Annotated in this window: 17 protein-coding genes; all 17 read right to left on the bottom strand. The window is 45.0% G+C overall.

From position 1 onward, the window contains the following. Window positions 1–22: 22 nt before the first annotated feature. The 17 genes from PAEAM_RS25640 to cheB all read right to left on the bottom strand — a co-directional run bounded on the left by PAEAM_RS25640 (window position 23) and on the right by cheB (window position 14,509). The gene (locus PAEAM_RS25640) at window positions 23–817 is read right to left on the bottom strand and encodes a phosphatidate cytidylyltransferase (RefSeq protein ID WP_100529403.1); all 795 of its coding nucleotides are present in this window, start codon (window positions 815–817) and stop codon (window positions 23–25) included. Between the two features lie 16 nt (window positions 818–833). Continuing rightward, window positions 834–1,601 (bottom strand): isoprenyl transferase, encoded by a 768-nt coding sequence (locus PAEAM_RS25635; protein WP_017689151.1) that lies wholly within the window; start codon window positions 1,599–1,601, stop codon window positions 834–836. An 89-nt stretch (window positions 1,602–1,690) separates the two neighbouring features. Then, entirely contained in the window at window positions 1,691–2,245 is a 555-nt protein-coding gene (gene frr / locus PAEAM_RS25630; RefSeq protein WP_100529402.1) for a ribosome recycling factor, read from the bottom strand. Continuing rightward, a complete protein-coding gene (pyrH, locus tag PAEAM_RS25625; RefSeq protein ID WP_017689153.1) occupies window positions 2,245–2,973 on the bottom strand; it encodes a UMP kinase in 729 nt (242 codons plus the stop codon). The genes frr and pyrH overlap by 1 nt, the downstream gene beginning before the upstream one ends. 232 nt (window positions 2,974–3,205) lie before the next feature. Then, window positions 3,206–3,856 (bottom strand): translation elongation factor Ts, encoded by a 651-nt coding sequence (gene tsf, locus PAEAM_RS25620; protein ID WP_017689154.1) that lies wholly within the window; start codon window positions 3,854–3,856, stop codon window positions 3,206–3,208. 115 nt (window positions 3,857–3,971) lie between these two features. Then, a complete protein-coding gene (gene rpsB / locus PAEAM_RS25615; protein WP_017689155.1) occupies window positions 3,972–4,670 on the bottom strand; it encodes a 30S ribosomal protein S2 in 699 nt (232 codons plus the stop codon). Window positions 4,671–4,966: 296 nt separating this feature from the next. After that, window positions 4,967–5,593, bottom strand: a complete 627-nt coding sequence (locus PAEAM_RS25610) for an endolytic transglycosylase MltG (protein ID WP_100529401.1) — start codon at window positions 5,591–5,593, stop codon at window positions 4,967–4,969. 3 nt (window positions 5,594–5,596) lie between these two features. Continuing rightward, window positions 5,597–6,181 (bottom strand): hypothetical protein, encoded by a 585-nt coding sequence (locus PAEAM_RS25605; RefSeq protein ID WP_100529400.1) that lies wholly within the window; start codon window positions 6,179–6,181, stop codon window positions 5,597–5,599. Window positions 6,182–6,246: 65 nt separating this feature from the next. Continuing rightward, window positions 6,247–6,561, bottom strand: a complete 315-nt coding sequence (locus PAEAM_RS25600; protein ID WP_036609332.1) for a hypothetical protein — start codon at window positions 6,559–6,561, stop codon at window positions 6,247–6,249. A gap of 52 nt (window positions 6,562–6,613) precedes the next feature. Then, window positions 6,614–8,023: a DUF342 domain-containing protein gene (locus tag PAEAM_RS25595; RefSeq protein ID WP_100529399.1), complete on the bottom strand. Its 1,410-nt coding sequence runs from the start codon at window positions 8,021–8,023 to the stop codon at window positions 6,614–6,616. A 62-nt stretch (window positions 8,024–8,085) separates the two neighbouring features. After that, window positions 8,086–8,874 carry a FliA/WhiG family RNA polymerase sigma factor gene (locus PAEAM_RS25590; RefSeq protein ID WP_017689160.1) on the bottom strand — a complete coding sequence of 263 codons (789 nt, stop codon included), beginning with the start codon at window positions 8,872–8,874 and terminating at the stop codon, window positions 8,086–8,088. A gap of 15 nt (window positions 8,875–8,889) precedes the next feature. Then, window positions 8,890–9,333, bottom strand: coding sequence for a hypothetical protein (locus PAEAM_RS25585; RefSeq protein ID WP_017689161.1), 444 nt, complete (start codon window positions 9,331–9,333; stop codon window positions 8,890–8,892). Window positions 9,334–9,337: 4 nt separating this feature from the next. After that, on the bottom strand, window positions 9,338–9,835 hold the full coding sequence (locus PAEAM_RS25580) for a chemotaxis protein CheD (protein WP_091031874.1): 498 nt from the start codon (window positions 9,833–9,835) through the stop codon (window positions 9,338–9,340). Beyond that, on the bottom strand, window positions 9,828–10,448 hold the full coding sequence (locus tag PAEAM_RS25575; RefSeq protein ID WP_100529443.1) for a chemotaxis protein CheC: 621 nt from the start codon (window positions 10,446–10,448) through the stop codon (window positions 9,828–9,830). The genes PAEAM_RS25580 and PAEAM_RS25575 overlap by 8 nt, the downstream gene beginning before the upstream one ends. A gap of 10 nt (window positions 10,449–10,458) precedes the next feature. Continuing rightward, window positions 10,459–10,920 (bottom strand): chemotaxis protein CheW, encoded by a 462-nt coding sequence (locus tag PAEAM_RS25570; protein ID WP_036609340.1) that lies wholly within the window; start codon window positions 10,918–10,920, stop codon window positions 10,459–10,461. A gap of 41 nt (window positions 10,921–10,961) precedes the next feature. Then, window positions 10,962–13,034 (bottom strand): chemotaxis protein CheA, encoded by a 2,073-nt coding sequence (locus PAEAM_RS25565; protein WP_100529398.1) that lies wholly within the window; start codon window positions 13,032–13,034, stop codon window positions 10,962–10,964. Between the two features lie 32 nt (window positions 13,035–13,066). Beyond that, window positions 13,067–14,509, bottom strand: a complete 1,443-nt coding sequence (gene cheB / locus PAEAM_RS25560) for a chemotaxis-specific protein-glutamate methyltransferase CheB (protein WP_047842490.1) — start codon at window positions 14,507–14,509, stop codon at window positions 13,067–13,069. Between the last annotated feature and the right edge of the window lie 25 nt (window positions 14,510–14,534).

Genomic DNA, 14,534 nt, shown 5'->3' with positions numbered 1-14,534 from the left:
TATCTCAGACTCATGTTCTTCTTTAGTAGGGCAGTAGCATTAGTATATGTACGAATGGAAAAACAACAATCCAGCTGTCGCACCGATCAAGAATGCCTCCATGCCCTGGGAGAAGACTGCCTGAATCCTTGATATTATATACACGTTTGTATGCAGACTGGATCAAGTCACCCATCTGACCTACAACTGCACAGGCAATTCCGATCACAATCGCTCTCTGCCAGGAAAGCAAACCGTCTGATACTAATGCAAAAATAACAGAAGTAACAATTGCAATTACGATGCCACCCAGTGCACCCTCTATAGTCTTGTTTGGACTGATGGAAGGCCACAGTTTGTTTTTACCAATGAGTTTCCCTACAAAATAAGCTCCTGCATCACTGGCCCATATGGAGCCCAGCAACAGGAACGTCCAGAACAACCCATGATGCAGATGTCTGGATTCTGCAATGTAATAGAAACCGATCCCTATATACAACACGCCGAGGAAAAGCATGGCCACTGTATTCACGGGAACCTTATTTTTGGTGACAACCGAAGCTGTCATCAGTACAAGCATTACTATCCAGATGACCTGAAATAAGGATAGCGGTCTTGCCTCCCAAAGCATTTCCCAAGGAAACACAATGGCAAAAACACCAGCATATCCAATCAGGGCTACACCTGAAAAAGGCATCACCCCGGTCATTTTAACAAATTCATAATAACCGATGAGAGCCATAAGCAATACCAAACCATGGTACCAGGGTCCGCCCAGCATGCAAAAACCTAAAAACAACACACCTGCTATGATTCCTGTCGTTAGTCGCTGTTTCAACGGCTTCATCCTCCATCTATTTCAAACCGCCGTAACGCCTTGTTCTGCGCTGATATTCGGCTACTGCTTCAAGCAAATGCTTTTTGCCAAATTCGGGCCAGTATATATCCGTAAACCATAATTCACTATATGCAAGCTGCCAAAGCATAAAGTTGCTTAATCTCAACTCTCCGCTCGTCCGGATCAGCAGATCCGGATCAGGCATGTCAACCGTCAGCATATGTCTATCAATGAGTTCAGGTGTTATATCCTCTGCCGATAGTTCCCCCGATTTCACCTGCAGAGCGATCTGTTTAACACAGTCCGTCATTTCACGACGACTTCCATAGTTCATTGCAAAATTCAAAACGAGACCTGTATTATGTTCCGTAAGACGAATGGCTTCCCGCAAGGCATTAATGGTATGAGAAGGTAAATGTTCCTCTTGACCCATCATGCGAATGCGCACATTTTTTTCTATAAGTTCATCCAGCTCTATAGCTAGAAATTCTTGCGGAAGTCGCATCAGAAAATCCACTTCTTCTTTTGGACGCGTCCAGTTTTCTGTCGAAAAAGCGTACATCGTCAGATATTTGATGCCCAGTTCATCCGCCGCGATGGTCGCACGTTTGACCGCCTTCATGCCATTTTGGTGCCCGGCTATACGCGGGAGTCCCAAACGTTTGGCCCATCGTCCATTGCCGTCCATGATGATGGCGACGTGCTGCGGGATATTGTCCTCGGATATAGTCAGCGTTTCCTGCTTGTCAGCCCCATTCCACCACGACCGAACCCGTTTGATCATTCCTGTTCCTCCAAAATCCCTGAAGTTTCTTTATCTGAAGCTTGGAAAAAGAGACAAAACCCCACCGTATTGGAGGGGCTGCGCTTGTCTTACACTTCCATGATTTCTTTTTCTTTGGCAGCGAGTACCTTATCGACTTCAGCAATAAACTTGTCGGTCGATTTTTGGATATCATCTTGATGTCTCCGGGATTCATCCTCGGAAATATCTGACTTTTCCATTTTCTTAATGTCATCATTCGCATCACGGCGAATGTTACGAATCGCTACTTTACCTTCTTCACCGAACTTCTTCGTCAGCTTAACAAGTTCCGCTCTACGTTCTTCCGTCAATGCCGGAATAGACAAACGGATCATGCTGCCATCATTGGCTGGAGTAAGACCCAGATCCGATTTCATGATAGCACGCTCGATGTCACCCATGGAGGATTTGTCCCAAGGCTGAATCATCAGTGTACGGGAATCCGGAGTACTGATATTAGCGAGTTGATTCAATGGCGTCATTGCTCCATAATACTCTACCTGAATTCGGTCCAGAAGAGCTGGAGTTGCGCGGCCTGCACGCAAACTAGCCAGGTCACGACGCAATGCTTGAATTGCTTTTTCCATACGCTCTTCGGCATGTTGTTTAACCGCTTGTGGCATTAATCTACACTCCCTTTAACGATTGTTCCGATACGTTCGCCCAGAACAACACGTTTGATGTTACCTTGTTCCGTAATGGCAAATACGATCAACGGGATGTTGTTGTCCTTACAAAGCGAGGATGCCGTCGAATCCATTACACCAAGGTCTTTGTTAAGAATATCCATGTAAGTCAACTGATCAAATTTCACAGCCGTACTGTCCTTAAACGGATCTGCTGAGTATACACCATCAACTTTATTTTTGGCCATCAAGATAACTTCTGCTTCAATCTCCGCTGCGCGCAGTGCTGCTGTTGTATCCGTGGAAAAGAACGGGTTACCTGTACCTGCTGCAAAAATAACGACCCGGCCTTTCTCCAGATGGCGAATAGCTCTACGACGAATATAAGGCTCTGCAATCTGTTGCATTGCAATAGATGTCTGTACACGCGTAGGCACTTCAATCTGTTCCAAAGCATCCTGCAGTGCCAGCGAGTTCATTACTGTCGCCAGCATACCCATATAATCGGCAGTTGCACGATCGATGCCGTTTTCACTACCGGCAATTCCACGCCAGATGTTTCCGCCGCCACATACAATAGCAACCTGTACACCAAGTGCAACAACCTCTTTTACCTGTTGGGCAATCGACGAGATCGTATCTGCATCAATACCGTAGCCGTTTTGACCGGAAAGAGACTCTCCGCTGACCTTTAAGACAACACGTTTAAATACTGGCTGTTCCAATTATTCACCCTCCACTTTGAATCGAACACGCTTGGTGTTCAACCAACAAAACTTCTCGCGCATGGCCTCCTGCTTAAAAAGAAAGGAACACAGTTGTGTTCCGCTCTTTTAGGAAAAACGTTTAACCGGTGAGGCACTGTTTTCCTGAGATATAAGGGAGTTTACGCTTCGAAGTTTCATCATTCTTATATCTTCGAAAATCAATTCTGCTCGCCGGTCTATAGAAACCGTCTTATTTATTTACTTGGGACATTACTTCTTCTACGAAGTTGTCTACTTTTTTCTCAAGACCTTCACCCAGTTCGTAACGAACGAAACGACGGATGGAGATGTTTTCACCAATTTGGCTGATTTTTTCGTTCAGCAATTGAGAGATCGTTTTGTCTGGATCTTTAACGAAAGTTTGTTCCATCAGGCAGTACTCTTCGTAGTATTTACCGATACGGCCTTCAACCATTTTTTCAATGATTTTCTCTGGTTTGCCTTCGTTAAGAGCTTGAGCTTTCAGGATTTCTTTTTCTTTTTCCAGCTCATCTGTAGGAACTTCTTCGCGTTTAACGAATTTAGGATTAGCTGCAGCGATTTGCATAGCTACATCTTTAACGAAATCCTTAAATTGATCCGTTTTACCAACGAAGTCAGTTTCACAGTTAACTTCAACCAAGACACCAATGCGTCCACCAGCGTGGATGTAAGATTCTACAACGCCTTCAGTTGCTGCACGGCCTGCTTTGCTTGCTGCTGCAGAAAGACCTTTCTCACGCAACAATTCAGCCGCTTTTGTTACATCACCGTTTGCTTCTTCCAGTGCTTTTTTGCAATCGAGCATACCAGCGCCCGTTCTTTCGCGAAGTTCTTTTACTGCACTCGCATTAACTGCCATTATAAATTCCCTCCAACATTAAGTATTGTACGTACACTCTAAAAAAAGGGCAGTGAGAGGTTATCCACCTGCCAACCACCCTTTTCATTTAGTTTATAACATATGTTCGAATCTATTAAGCGGAAGTTTCTTCGCCTTGGTTAGCTTCGATTACAGCATCAGCCATTTTACCTGTCAGCAATTTAACAGCGCGGATCGCGTCGTCATTACCTGGGATAACATAATCGATCTCATCCGGATCGCAGTTAGTATCAACGATACCTACAATTGGGATACCCAATTTGCGAGCTTCCGCAACAGCGATACGCTCTTTGCGTGGATCGATGATGAACAGGGCGCTTGGCAGGCCTTTCATATTTTTAATACCGCCCAAGAATTTCTCCAGACGATCTTTTTCTTTGCGAAGCAAGATTACTTCTTTTTTAGGCAATACAGCGAATGTACCGTCTTCTTCCCAAGCTTCCAACTGTTTCAAACGATCAATACGTTTTTGAATAGTTTGGAAGTTAGTCAGGGTACCGCCGAGCCAGCGTTGGTTAATGTAAAATTGACCAGCACGTTCAGCTTCTTCTTTAACAGAATCTTGAGCTTGTTTCTTAGTACCCACGAAAAGAATTTTACCATTCTCTCCTGCGATTCCTTTAACGAAATTGTAAGCCTCTTCGACTTTTTTCACCGTTTTTTGCAAATCGATGATGTAAATTCCGTTTCTTTCAGTGAAGATATAACGATCCATTTTTGGGTTCCAACGACGAGTTTGGTGACCGAAGTGTACCCCAGCTTCGAGAAGCTGCTTCATGGAGATTACTGCCATCTTCACACACCTCCTAATATGGTTTTTATTGTGTCCTCCGCCGGCATCATTTTTCGCCAAGACTCTCCATAAGGAAAGCACCCTCAACAAAATTAGCACATGCGTGTGTTTTAACACCGTTATCTAATATAGCATAACTGACTGTCCGATGCAACAGTCTTTGAAGCTAAAATCTACTTTTCGTTTTTTGCTAGTATCGAATCATTTTAAACTTGATATGTAACTCAGGCGCTAATTATTATCAAGCTTTGAAAATGTACCGTTTAATACGCAAAAACCGTCCTGTCCGAGCATGCTCAGTTTGACGGTTCTTTCGTGATTTTTGCGATGATGGATTTGAAACTTTCGCCTTTTTCAAGCGCATAGGTACCCACCTGGATTTTGGTATTGATTCGCTCAGCCTTGCCAGCCTTTATGAATGCTTGAGCATCATCTACGATTCCCGCAGTTTTTAGGTTTGCTGCAACGATCGCCAGACTGTTGCCTGAACGTACTTTAAATGATACTGTTGCGGCTTTCGGATTGCTTGGCGTTACAGGTTCTGTTGTCTTCGGCTCAGTTATCTCTTTCTGCCCTTCACCTTCACTTGCAGCAGGCTCTTGTGGCTTCTCAGGCTCGGTAGGTGTTTCCGTAGAGGTTGCTGTCTCTGGCGGTGTTGCTGTACTCCCCTGCAACTCACTGCTCTCCTGCTTTTTCTTTGCCACCCACTCTGCTTCTGTGTATAGTTCCTCTTCAGAACCGACCAACTTCATATCCAAGGTTTTCGCGGCCGTTTCAAGCTGTTCTTTGGTCATATTGGCAGTCTGCTCGGGGTCCAGATTACTATCCGACAATGCATTTTGTCCAACTGTGGCCAGTTGAAGCAAAACCGCACCAATAATCATGCCGCTCCCCAGACCAATCCATAAGGATCGCTTGTCCATGACTTAGCTTTCCTCCCGTTCTGCCAGTTGCAGTATTAACTGTACCTCACCTCGCTGAATGCCTGTCTGCTTGGATATGGCATCCATCGACTTACCTTCAGCATGTAGATTAAAGAGTTCTGCATATCGATCTTTAATCGATTCACGCCCAGGCAAAGATTCGGCTTCACTGGTCTGTTGGTCTGCTTCTAACGCCTGCTGGGCCGCCTCTGCTTGTACACTTTTCACGAGCGATTGTGCTTGCAAACCTTCGGAAGATTGTACGGATACATTACCGGAGTGTGGAACAGGTGATGCGACAGCTTCATTCTTTTTGCTCTGTTCCAGCTGATCCAACCGCTGCTGTAATTCCTGAAGTTGCAATTGCATACGTTGATCGGCTGCTGTCGCTTCTCCCTTCATTTCAGCCACACGTTGAATAAGAGCATCATTATCATTTTCGATCTCGGTCATGTAGTGTTCAAGCGTAGATTCCATCTCCTGCACCAGTTGATGCCCAGGCTCTTGCGCCTTGTTTTTCCGAGGCATAATACAAGCGTAGGCGATGGCGCAGGCCCCTAATATGACAATAATGATCCATGGTGACAAATTGGGTTCTCTCCTTCTGATTCAACCATCGGTGCGCAAGACTGCATGTCCATAACAACCATTTATTATAAAGACAGATCTATGTGTTTTCCCTTGTATGGGTGCTCTGCAGGTTTGACAGTTTCTTGAGCCTGAGCCGTCTCCTGTCCATCGGAACCACTCTGCTGATCCCCATCATGGTTATGACCATCACGCACCGAAGTCTGTGAAGTTTCGTCCATTGCTTCACTTCGTTGCCTTGCTTCATTTGCTTCTTTCGACGTTTGCTCTGCCAAAAGATTCTGATCCGTAATCGGTCGCTGCTGGGCTTCACTTTGATAACGTCCCGCTTCACTTGTTCGTGGTACCGCAATCTGCAACTCCACTGCTTTGAAACTCATACGCTCACCTCACGGTTTCGAATGGATTTCTTCCTGTGCCTGAATGCTGTACTTAAACGTATGGAACCATCGTAATATCACCATCGTGATAATAAAATGAAATTCGACTCACTGGATCTTTAATAAATTTCGTGTATCTGCCGATAACTATTTTAGAGCCTCCATAAATCATCTTCAGAATATCAACACGAGCATTACTTGTATCTTCAAGTGCCTTTTCAATTTCAAAGATACGCATTTTCGTTTCTTCACTTATACGAAGAGCAGATTTCTGCGTAGCATTCAGCTTGATTCGCATCGACATCTTATCTGGAGTTAGTTGTCCAGCGGCAGCTAATTGATCCAGCAATGTCAAAGCTTTCTTCGTTTTGTCCAAGGAATCCATCTGCTCTCTGACTTCCTTGCGCAAATCATTGAGTTCGTTACGCAGCTTTGGTAGCACACCAACTTCAATGGAAGTGACCGTGGACATGCTGTTGCCCACAACACGCGCTGAGACGTTCTGACCAGCCTGGATCGAGCCACCAACGATAAGGCCTTTGGTTCCCGCACAGATGACACCGTGGCCAGCACGAATATTGGAATGCATAATACTTTGGGAAACCAGAACATCTTCACCGGCATCTACGTTGCCTTCTTGAATGAAAGTACATTTAACATTATGGCCTGCTTGTACCAGTCCTTTGTTATAACCAATAATACCACCGGTAATTTCGATTGAGCCGCCTGCTTCCAGTTCAGCTCCTTCGACACCTCCGACGACACGAATGTCACCTGCTGCTTTTACTTTAAATCCGGTAAGTACATTGCCTCGTATGACAACTGTGCCTACAAAGTCGATATTACCGTTATTGTAGTCAACGTCACCATTGACTTCATAAACCGGAAACACATTCAGTTTGTTACCGTCCGTTTTGGTAACCAGCCCATCCAGTGCAGCATACATCGCAGAACCATCCGGGTTAATCACAACGTTTTTCCCAACTTTAAACCGAGCTTCTTTTCCCGGACGATAAGGAATTTCCTCACCCGTTACTGCCCTGCCTGGTATGCCATCGCTAGGAGCGATCCGCTCTGCAATGATCTGGCCACTACGGACATTGTTTAACCGGGTCACTTCTTTGTAATCGACAGTTCCATCTTCCGACTCCAGTGGTCGTCGTTCATTCGTATCGTCCATTCCAACCAGAACCTTGATGAATCCATCTGTTCCTTGAATGGGAGCGACACCTTCTGCAATCTTGTATTTATCTTTCAAATAGGTTTCAGGGTTGCTCACAAAAAGTAATAATGCCTCTCGCGATACACCTTGTTTGATGCCCTTGTTTGCCACAAATTGTTCAAGTTCATCGATCGTGCAAGCAAAGCCTTCTTCCTCTTTGGAAAATTCAAGGTAGGCTGTGCATTTGTCGTCCGATAAAACAATGTTTAAACATTGTTCCAAAGCAGTCCGCTGTGTCACCGCAATTCTTCCCCCTTTTAGACTTTCCACTCCCCAAACTCCAATGATATTACTTCTCTCTATTAATCTTTACGCATCAACAAATCTTTCTGTTTGTCCAACGTGCCGCGTAATCGTAATATTGCCTTGGAATGTAACTGGGATATACGAGACGGAGAAAGAGACATAACCTCAGCAATTTCACTAAGAGAAAGATCTTCGTAATACAAGAGTGAAACAACCGTTCTCTCTTTTACCGTCAACTTGTCAAGCCCTTGCACCAAAGCTTCCTTCAAATAAAATTCATTCACTTTATAATCCGGATTTTTGGCTTTCTCATCCACCATCAAAGACAGACGAGTCTCAGACTCTTCCTCACGAATTGGGTCCTCCAGCGAGCAAAGTGACATGACTGCCACTTCCTGAAGCATATGTTGAAAATCTTTAGTGGATACGTCCAAGTACTCGCTCATTTCCTCATCACTAACAGACCTGAGATAACTTTGTTCCAGCTGTTGGTAGGCGTCTTCAATTCGCTTGGCCTTCTCACGCACAGAACGCGGAACCCAATCACCTTGACGCAGACCGTCAAGAATGGCTCCGCGGACCCTCCATGATGCATAAGTTTCAAATTGCAGACCACGTTCATAGTCGAACTTCTCCAATGCATCAATTAACCCCATAACGCCATTGCTCTCCAAGTCATCCTTGGGAACATTTTTGGGTAAACCAACAGCCAGTCGACCGGATACATAATTTACAATATGAAGATACTTTTCAATCAACGTTTTCTTGGCTTCAAGATCTCCATGTTCTTTCCACTTTTCCCACAGATCAGAATGGTTCAAATGTGAAGCTTTACGCTCGTTCAATTACTTTCACCCTCCTTATTTGTCTGTCAGGTGACGAACGGCCTGCGCCAATTCCTCCGGATCCTTGGTCCGGACAAGTTTAGGCGGATCCAAAGGGGCGAATCCCGTTGGAGCTTTCGTCTCAGATGGCGGAAGATCGTCCCCAGATGAAGCGTTCTGTCCACTCTTGAGCAAATCATTCAGCTCTTGTCCATCGTCTTCGATTTTAATGTCCACCTGTGAACCTCTTTGATCTTGAGCACTTGGTGAATCATAACCATACCCATTTCCCTCAATCTGAGGGTTCAGCAGCAATCCCAATCCCCAGCGTAAACCATATGCAAGGACAAACCAGGCTACGAATCCGATCAATCCGCGAATTAAACTGGTCATCAGCACATTGCTGCTGTATGCTACAAAAAAAGTAAGAATAAACCCAACGATGCCTGCTCCAAGATTAATGCGGTAGTTTCCTATCATAGTCTTATAGTTCCTTTACACCCATTTGTACGCTTCGAATAGTCAAAAGTCCAGTTTCACAATCCATCTCAATCGTTCGTCCATAATTCCCACCCGTATCTTCTGCTAGAAGAGGGATATTGAGTTTTTGAAGCCACTCTCGACAAGAATCTGCATTCCTTGGTCCAATACGCATTGTATCTCCAGCGCCAGCAAAGGCAAACATCTGAGAGCCTCCGGCCATTTTAGACACAATACGTGAGCGAGAAGCGCCTAGTTTAATCATCTTTTCCAAAAGCTCAGGCAACGCCGTGTCCGCATATTTCGCAGTGTTCAGTTTCCCTTCACGGGCGATCTCTGAAGTAGGAAGCATGACATGCGCCATTCCAGCCAGCTTCAAATGTGGGTCATACATTGTTAATCCCACACACGAACCCAAGCCAGTCGTACGGATTACACCAGGAAGATGAGCGATGTTTAAATCCGCCATACCGACTTTAACGACGCTTTTGTCCTCAATCATAGCTCAGTGGCACCCCTAGCGATTCAAATATCTTTGCAAAGGATGGTGGATCCGGAATGAGGAAAAACTGACCCTCAACTTGATCTTCACCTTCAAAGAAAGATGTGTCAATCAACAATGCAGCGTCACCCATCTCGCCAAATTGCAGCAAGCCATAACTTAGAATGGCACCCGCCATGTCGATGGCAAGTCCAGGGACAGTTGGATACATAGACAACTTCGTGAAATCTGCCAGAGAAGAAAGATAGGACCCAGCCAAAATATTTCCAATCTCGGAAAGCGCTGATTGTTCCATATCTGTAAAATCGAGTCCTTCTTTCAGATCAAACCCGGCAAGTCTATTCAACAACATTTTAGCAGCCTCTGGTGTCATCATAAAGAAAAGATTTCCCGGTGCTTCGCCTTCTACACGAAGAAACACGGTAACCACGATGCGTTCATCTCCGCCCACTTTTTCGGCAACTTCTTCAAAAGGGAGCATTTGTACTGTAGGTACACCCATGTCAATCGGTCTGTTGAGGAGTTGAGACAACGCCGTTGCGGCGTTGCCTGCTCCAATGTTACCGACCTCTTTGAGCACATCCATCTGGAATACCTCAAATCGGTTGAACATCTCCACGGTACTAGCCCTCAACACTTTCCAGCTGTACAATCTCGCTTTTATTTAATACTTCGTTTAGGTTGAGCATAATCAACAAGCGTGAATCTTCCAATTTAGCAACACCTCGCAGGTATCTCGCTTTGACGCCGCCAACCACTTCTGGGGGGCTATCGATCGCACTGCTTTTGATATCAATAACATCATTAGCAGAATCTACGATAAAGCCAACTTGCATGTCGTCTACACCTACGATAACAATACGAGTCTGATCCGTGTATTCCGTTTCCGGAAGGGAGAAACGACCGCGTAGATCAATGACCGGAATTACAACACCGCGTAGATTAATAACTCCTTTTACAAAGGAAAGTGTCTTGGGAACACGGGTAATTGGCATCATGCGCTCAATCGTCTGAACCTTGTCTACCTCAATACCATACTCTTCGGAACCCAATTTAAAGACGATGACTTTCAACTCTTCTTCCATGTAAAAAACCTCCCTATTAAATGTAAGACTTAGCTCTATGCTTATTTAATAAATGCATTAGGATCAAGAATCAGGGCTACTTGCCCATCTCCGAGAATGGTTGCTCCAGAGATTCCTTCAATAGCAGGAAGATAGGTTCCCATTGATTTGAGAACAATCTCACTTTGTCCAATAAATTCTTCAACAGCTACGGCTGCAAGACGGTCGCCTTTGCGAATCACGACAATTTCTGTTTCTTGCTCATCAGCGTCATTGAAATCCGGTACAGAGAATACTTCGCTCAAAGACAAGTACGGAATAAGTGACTCACGGAACGTGATCATTTTATTGCCGTGAATATTACGAACTTGCTCACGTTGTACAATGGCCGTCTCTACAATGGAAGACAACGGAACAGCATATTTCTCAGAACCAAGTCGTACAAGCATTGCAGCAATAATGGATAGTGTCAACGGAAGCTGAACAGAGAAGTTCGTGCCTTTGCCTGGAGTTGAATGAATCGTAACATTACCGCCAAGCGAAGTGATCTTCGATTTTACTACATCCAAGCCAACACCCCGGCCAGAGATATCCGAGATAATATCAGCAGTACTAAAACCAGGTGCGAACAACAGTTGATTCACTTCATCGTCACTCATCTTGGCACCTTGCTCTTCGGTTACAACACCACGTTTGATCGCGGTTTTCAAAAGCTTGTCGCGATAGATACCTTTACCATCATCTTCAATCTCGATAAATACGTGATTTCCACTGTGGAAGGCACGCAGGTTTACTGTACCCATCTCTGGTTTACCTGAGGCTACACGCTCTGAAATGGATTCCACACCATGGTCAACCGCGTTACGCAGTAAATGCACAAGCGGATCACCAATCTCATCAATTACCGTACGATCCAGTTCCGTCTCAGCACCTGTAATCACCAGATCGATTTTTTTATCAAGTGTCTTAGCCAGATCACGGATCATGCGCGGGAATCGATTAAATACGGTATCTACCGGAACCATCCGCAATTTCAGTACAATATTTTGCAAATCTGTGCTAACTCGACTTAAATGAGCTACTGTATCGGATAAATCATTGTTGCCTGTTTCACTGGCCAGTTGCTCCAGACGTGAACGGTCAATCAACAATTCACTGAACAGGTTCATCAATACGTCGAGACGTTCAATATCCACACGAATGGTACGTGAAGGTGCAGCAGCTTGCTTCGGTGCAGCTGTTTTAGCTGGTGCCGTTGTGGTTTCTTCTTTGGGTACAGAATTCTTATCCGGCGAAGCAACCTCAGCTACAGCTGTTGGTGCGGGTGGCGCTTCAACTGCAGCTGCTACCTGATTGGCCATCTGCTGAAGAGTCTCCTGATCCAGTTGAATGAGCTTTGCACTTTCAATTTCAGAGATACTCATGATGCCTTCTTCCAGTTCGTGCGCCTCTTTAGTTGTTATGTAATACAACGAGAAACTGCGCTCAAACTTCTCCTGCTCAATATCCTGAACGGATGGGTAAGCCTTAACGACTTCACCTGAACGTTCCAGCATATCAAAGACCATATAAGCCCGTACACCTTTTAACTGGCTATGCTCGCTAACAAGCACATCCACGTAGAACACACGATGACCTTCGGCGATCGACTGATCCAGCACTGAATATTGGAATTCATCCAGCTCCACAGCCGAAGAGATTGAAGCGTTAGCCGGCTTGTTTGTTTCTGTAGCAGGTCCATTTCCGTTTGTCATTTCACCATTTTCAATGGCTTGAAGTGAAGCTACGATTGACGACACATCTGCTTTACCTTGTCCACCTTCGGTAATATCCTGAACCATGGTTTCCAAAGCGTCCAGACTCTTGAACATGGTATCAAAAATGTAATCCTGCATTTTCAACTTCTCATTACGAACCAGATCCAACACATTTTCCATTTTATGTGTCAGTGATGCCAAATCTTCAAAGCCCATAGTTGCTGCCATACCCTTCAAGGTATGAGCAGAGCGGAATATAACCTGAACTATGCCCAGGTCTTCCGGATTGCCTTCAAGTTGAAGCATGTTTTCGTTAAGCGATTGCAGATGATCATTAGACTCATCAATAAACATGGATAAATATTGGTTCATGTCCATTGTGAGGCACCTCCTCCGTGAGTTACACTCCGTTATTTCACTGCTTGAACAAGTTTAGAAGCAATCTCCTGCAATGGCAGAAGATGACGAACGCATTGCAGCTCTACAGCAGAACGCGGCATACCATATACAACACATGTTTCTTCATTCTCGGCAAAGGTTGATGTAACTCCAGCTTCGTATAATCTCTTCATCATACGTGCTCCATCACTTCCCATTCCCGTCAGCAAAACAAGATGCCTTTGTAAAGATGTAAACGGCAGAAGTGACTCAAACATCGTATCCACTGAAGGTCTGTGGCCATTCACTGGTTGATCTTCAGTCAGCTTCACGATAAACTTCCCGTCTGCTGTTTTGTTAACTTTCACATGGAATCCGCCGGGTGCTATATAGGCGGTTCCTTTTTTCAGAACCATGCCCTCTTCAGCTTCAACCACATGCAGTGGACTGAATGTATTCAATCGTTGAGCCAGAGAACGTGTGAAATTGGGCGGCATATGCTGCACAATAATGACCGGTGCAGGCAAATCAGCAGGCAACTGCTCGAGCAATGTCTTGAGTGCCCTCGGTCCACCCGTAGAACAACCTATTGCCACAAGTTTGTTGAATGGTCCTTCCAGCCCCCCTCCACCTTTGGGAACAGGATTAGGCTTGATTACATCCTTGGCTTTTGCAGAGGCAGAAGTTGCCGCTATTTGATCAGCTGCCACTCTAGCTGCATTAGGTAGTCGAACTTCCTTTGGAGTCTGTACTGGATTAGCTGACCTCACTGCTTTTTCTGCCTTCGTCCCCAAATTACGTTCAGCCTTTGGCAAAGGCTCCGGTTTATTCTCTACGCGACCTGGTTTTGAAGGTGACAATGGTTCAATTGGTTTCTTTGCTTTGGCCTGAAAGGCTTCAGTCCGCTCTCGAAGAGAGCGTTGAATCGTCTCGACAGGTTCGATCGTTTTTTTCACAGGCTCCGCTCGATCCCTAGCCGGCAGTTCTTTCTGCACTGGCTGAGTTGGGGGAGCAACTGCTCCTCGCAACATGTCTCTATTTTTCATGGATAACTCACGATCAGCTTTTCTTTTGATCTCATTCATCGCAGCACGCATGCGCTCAACCAAGGCTTTACCAACTTGAGCAATATCCTGGTCATGTGAAATAGATGGTTTGCGAATGAAGTCAAATGCCCCGGCTTCAAGCGCCATAATGGTTTCTTTCATGCCTTGTTCATTGATACCAGAGAGCATAATCACAGGAACGAAAGATTCCTTCATAATTGATTTTAATGCATCCAACCCATTCATTTCGGGCATCTCAACGTCCATTGTAATAATATCGGGTTTCAATTCTAGTGATTTTTGAATCGCTTCTCTACCGTTTGATGCCGTTGCCGTAACCTTGAATTCCGGATCCGCTTGGATCAAATCCGTAACAATCTTACGCATAAAAGCGGAATCATCGACAACCAATACTTGATACGCCGCCATGTTGTGTCACCCCTGTTTCCTTTAT

This window comes from Paenibacillus sp. GM1FR, assembly GCF_002803315.1.
GTDB lineage: Bacteria > Bacillota > Bacilli > Paenibacillales > Paenibacillaceae > Paenibacillus > Paenibacillus amylolyticus.
This window is presented reverse-complemented; position numbering and strand designations above follow the sequence as displayed.

Bases quoted from the DNA above. Each gene is read 5' to 3' on its own strand.
- PAEAM_RS25610 (WP_100529401.1), bottom strand. From the start codon at position 5,593: ATGGACAAGCGATCCTTATGGATTGGTCTGGGGAGCGGCATGATTATT.
- PAEAM_RS25635 (WP_017689151.1), bottom strand. From the start codon at position 1,601: ATGATCAAACGGGTTCGGTCGTGGTGGAATGGGGCTGACAAGCAGGAA.
- cheB (WP_047842490.1), bottom strand. From the start codon at position 14,509: ATGGCGGCGTATCAAGTATTGGTTGTCGATGATTCCGCTTTTATGCGT.
- PAEAM_RS25565 (WP_100529398.1), bottom strand. From the start codon at position 13,034: ATGGACATGAACCAATATTTATCCATGTTTATTGATGAGTCTAATGAT.
- PAEAM_RS25585 (WP_017689161.1), bottom strand. From the start codon at position 9,333: ATGATAGGAAACTACCGCATTAATCTTGGAGCAGGCATCGTTGGGTTT.
- frr (WP_100529402.1), bottom strand. From the start codon at position 2,245: ATGCCACAAGCGGTTAAACAACATGCCGAAGAGCGTATGGAAAAAGCA.
- PAEAM_RS25580 (WP_091031874.1), bottom strand. From the start codon at position 9,835: ATGATTGAGGACAAAAGCGTCGTTAAAGTCGGTATGGCGGATTTAAAC.
- PAEAM_RS25575 (WP_100529443.1), bottom strand. From the start codon at position 10,448: ATGTTCAACCGATTTGAGGTATTCCAGATGGATGTGCTCAAAGAGGTC.
- PAEAM_RS25570 (WP_036609340.1), bottom strand. From the start codon at position 10,920: ATGGAAGAAGAGTTGAAAGTCATCGTCTTTAAATTGGGTTCCGAAGAG.
- rpsB (WP_017689155.1), bottom strand. From the start codon at position 4,670: ATGGCAGTAATCTCCATGAAGCAGCTTCTCGAAGCTGGGGTACACTTC.
- tsf (WP_017689154.1), bottom strand. From the start codon at position 3,856: ATGGCAGTTAATGCGAGTGCAGTAAAAGAACTTCGCGAAAGAACGGGC.
- PAEAM_RS25600 (WP_036609332.1), bottom strand. From the start codon at position 6,561: ATGAGTTTCAAAGCAGTGGAGTTGCAGATTGCGGTACCACGAACAAGT.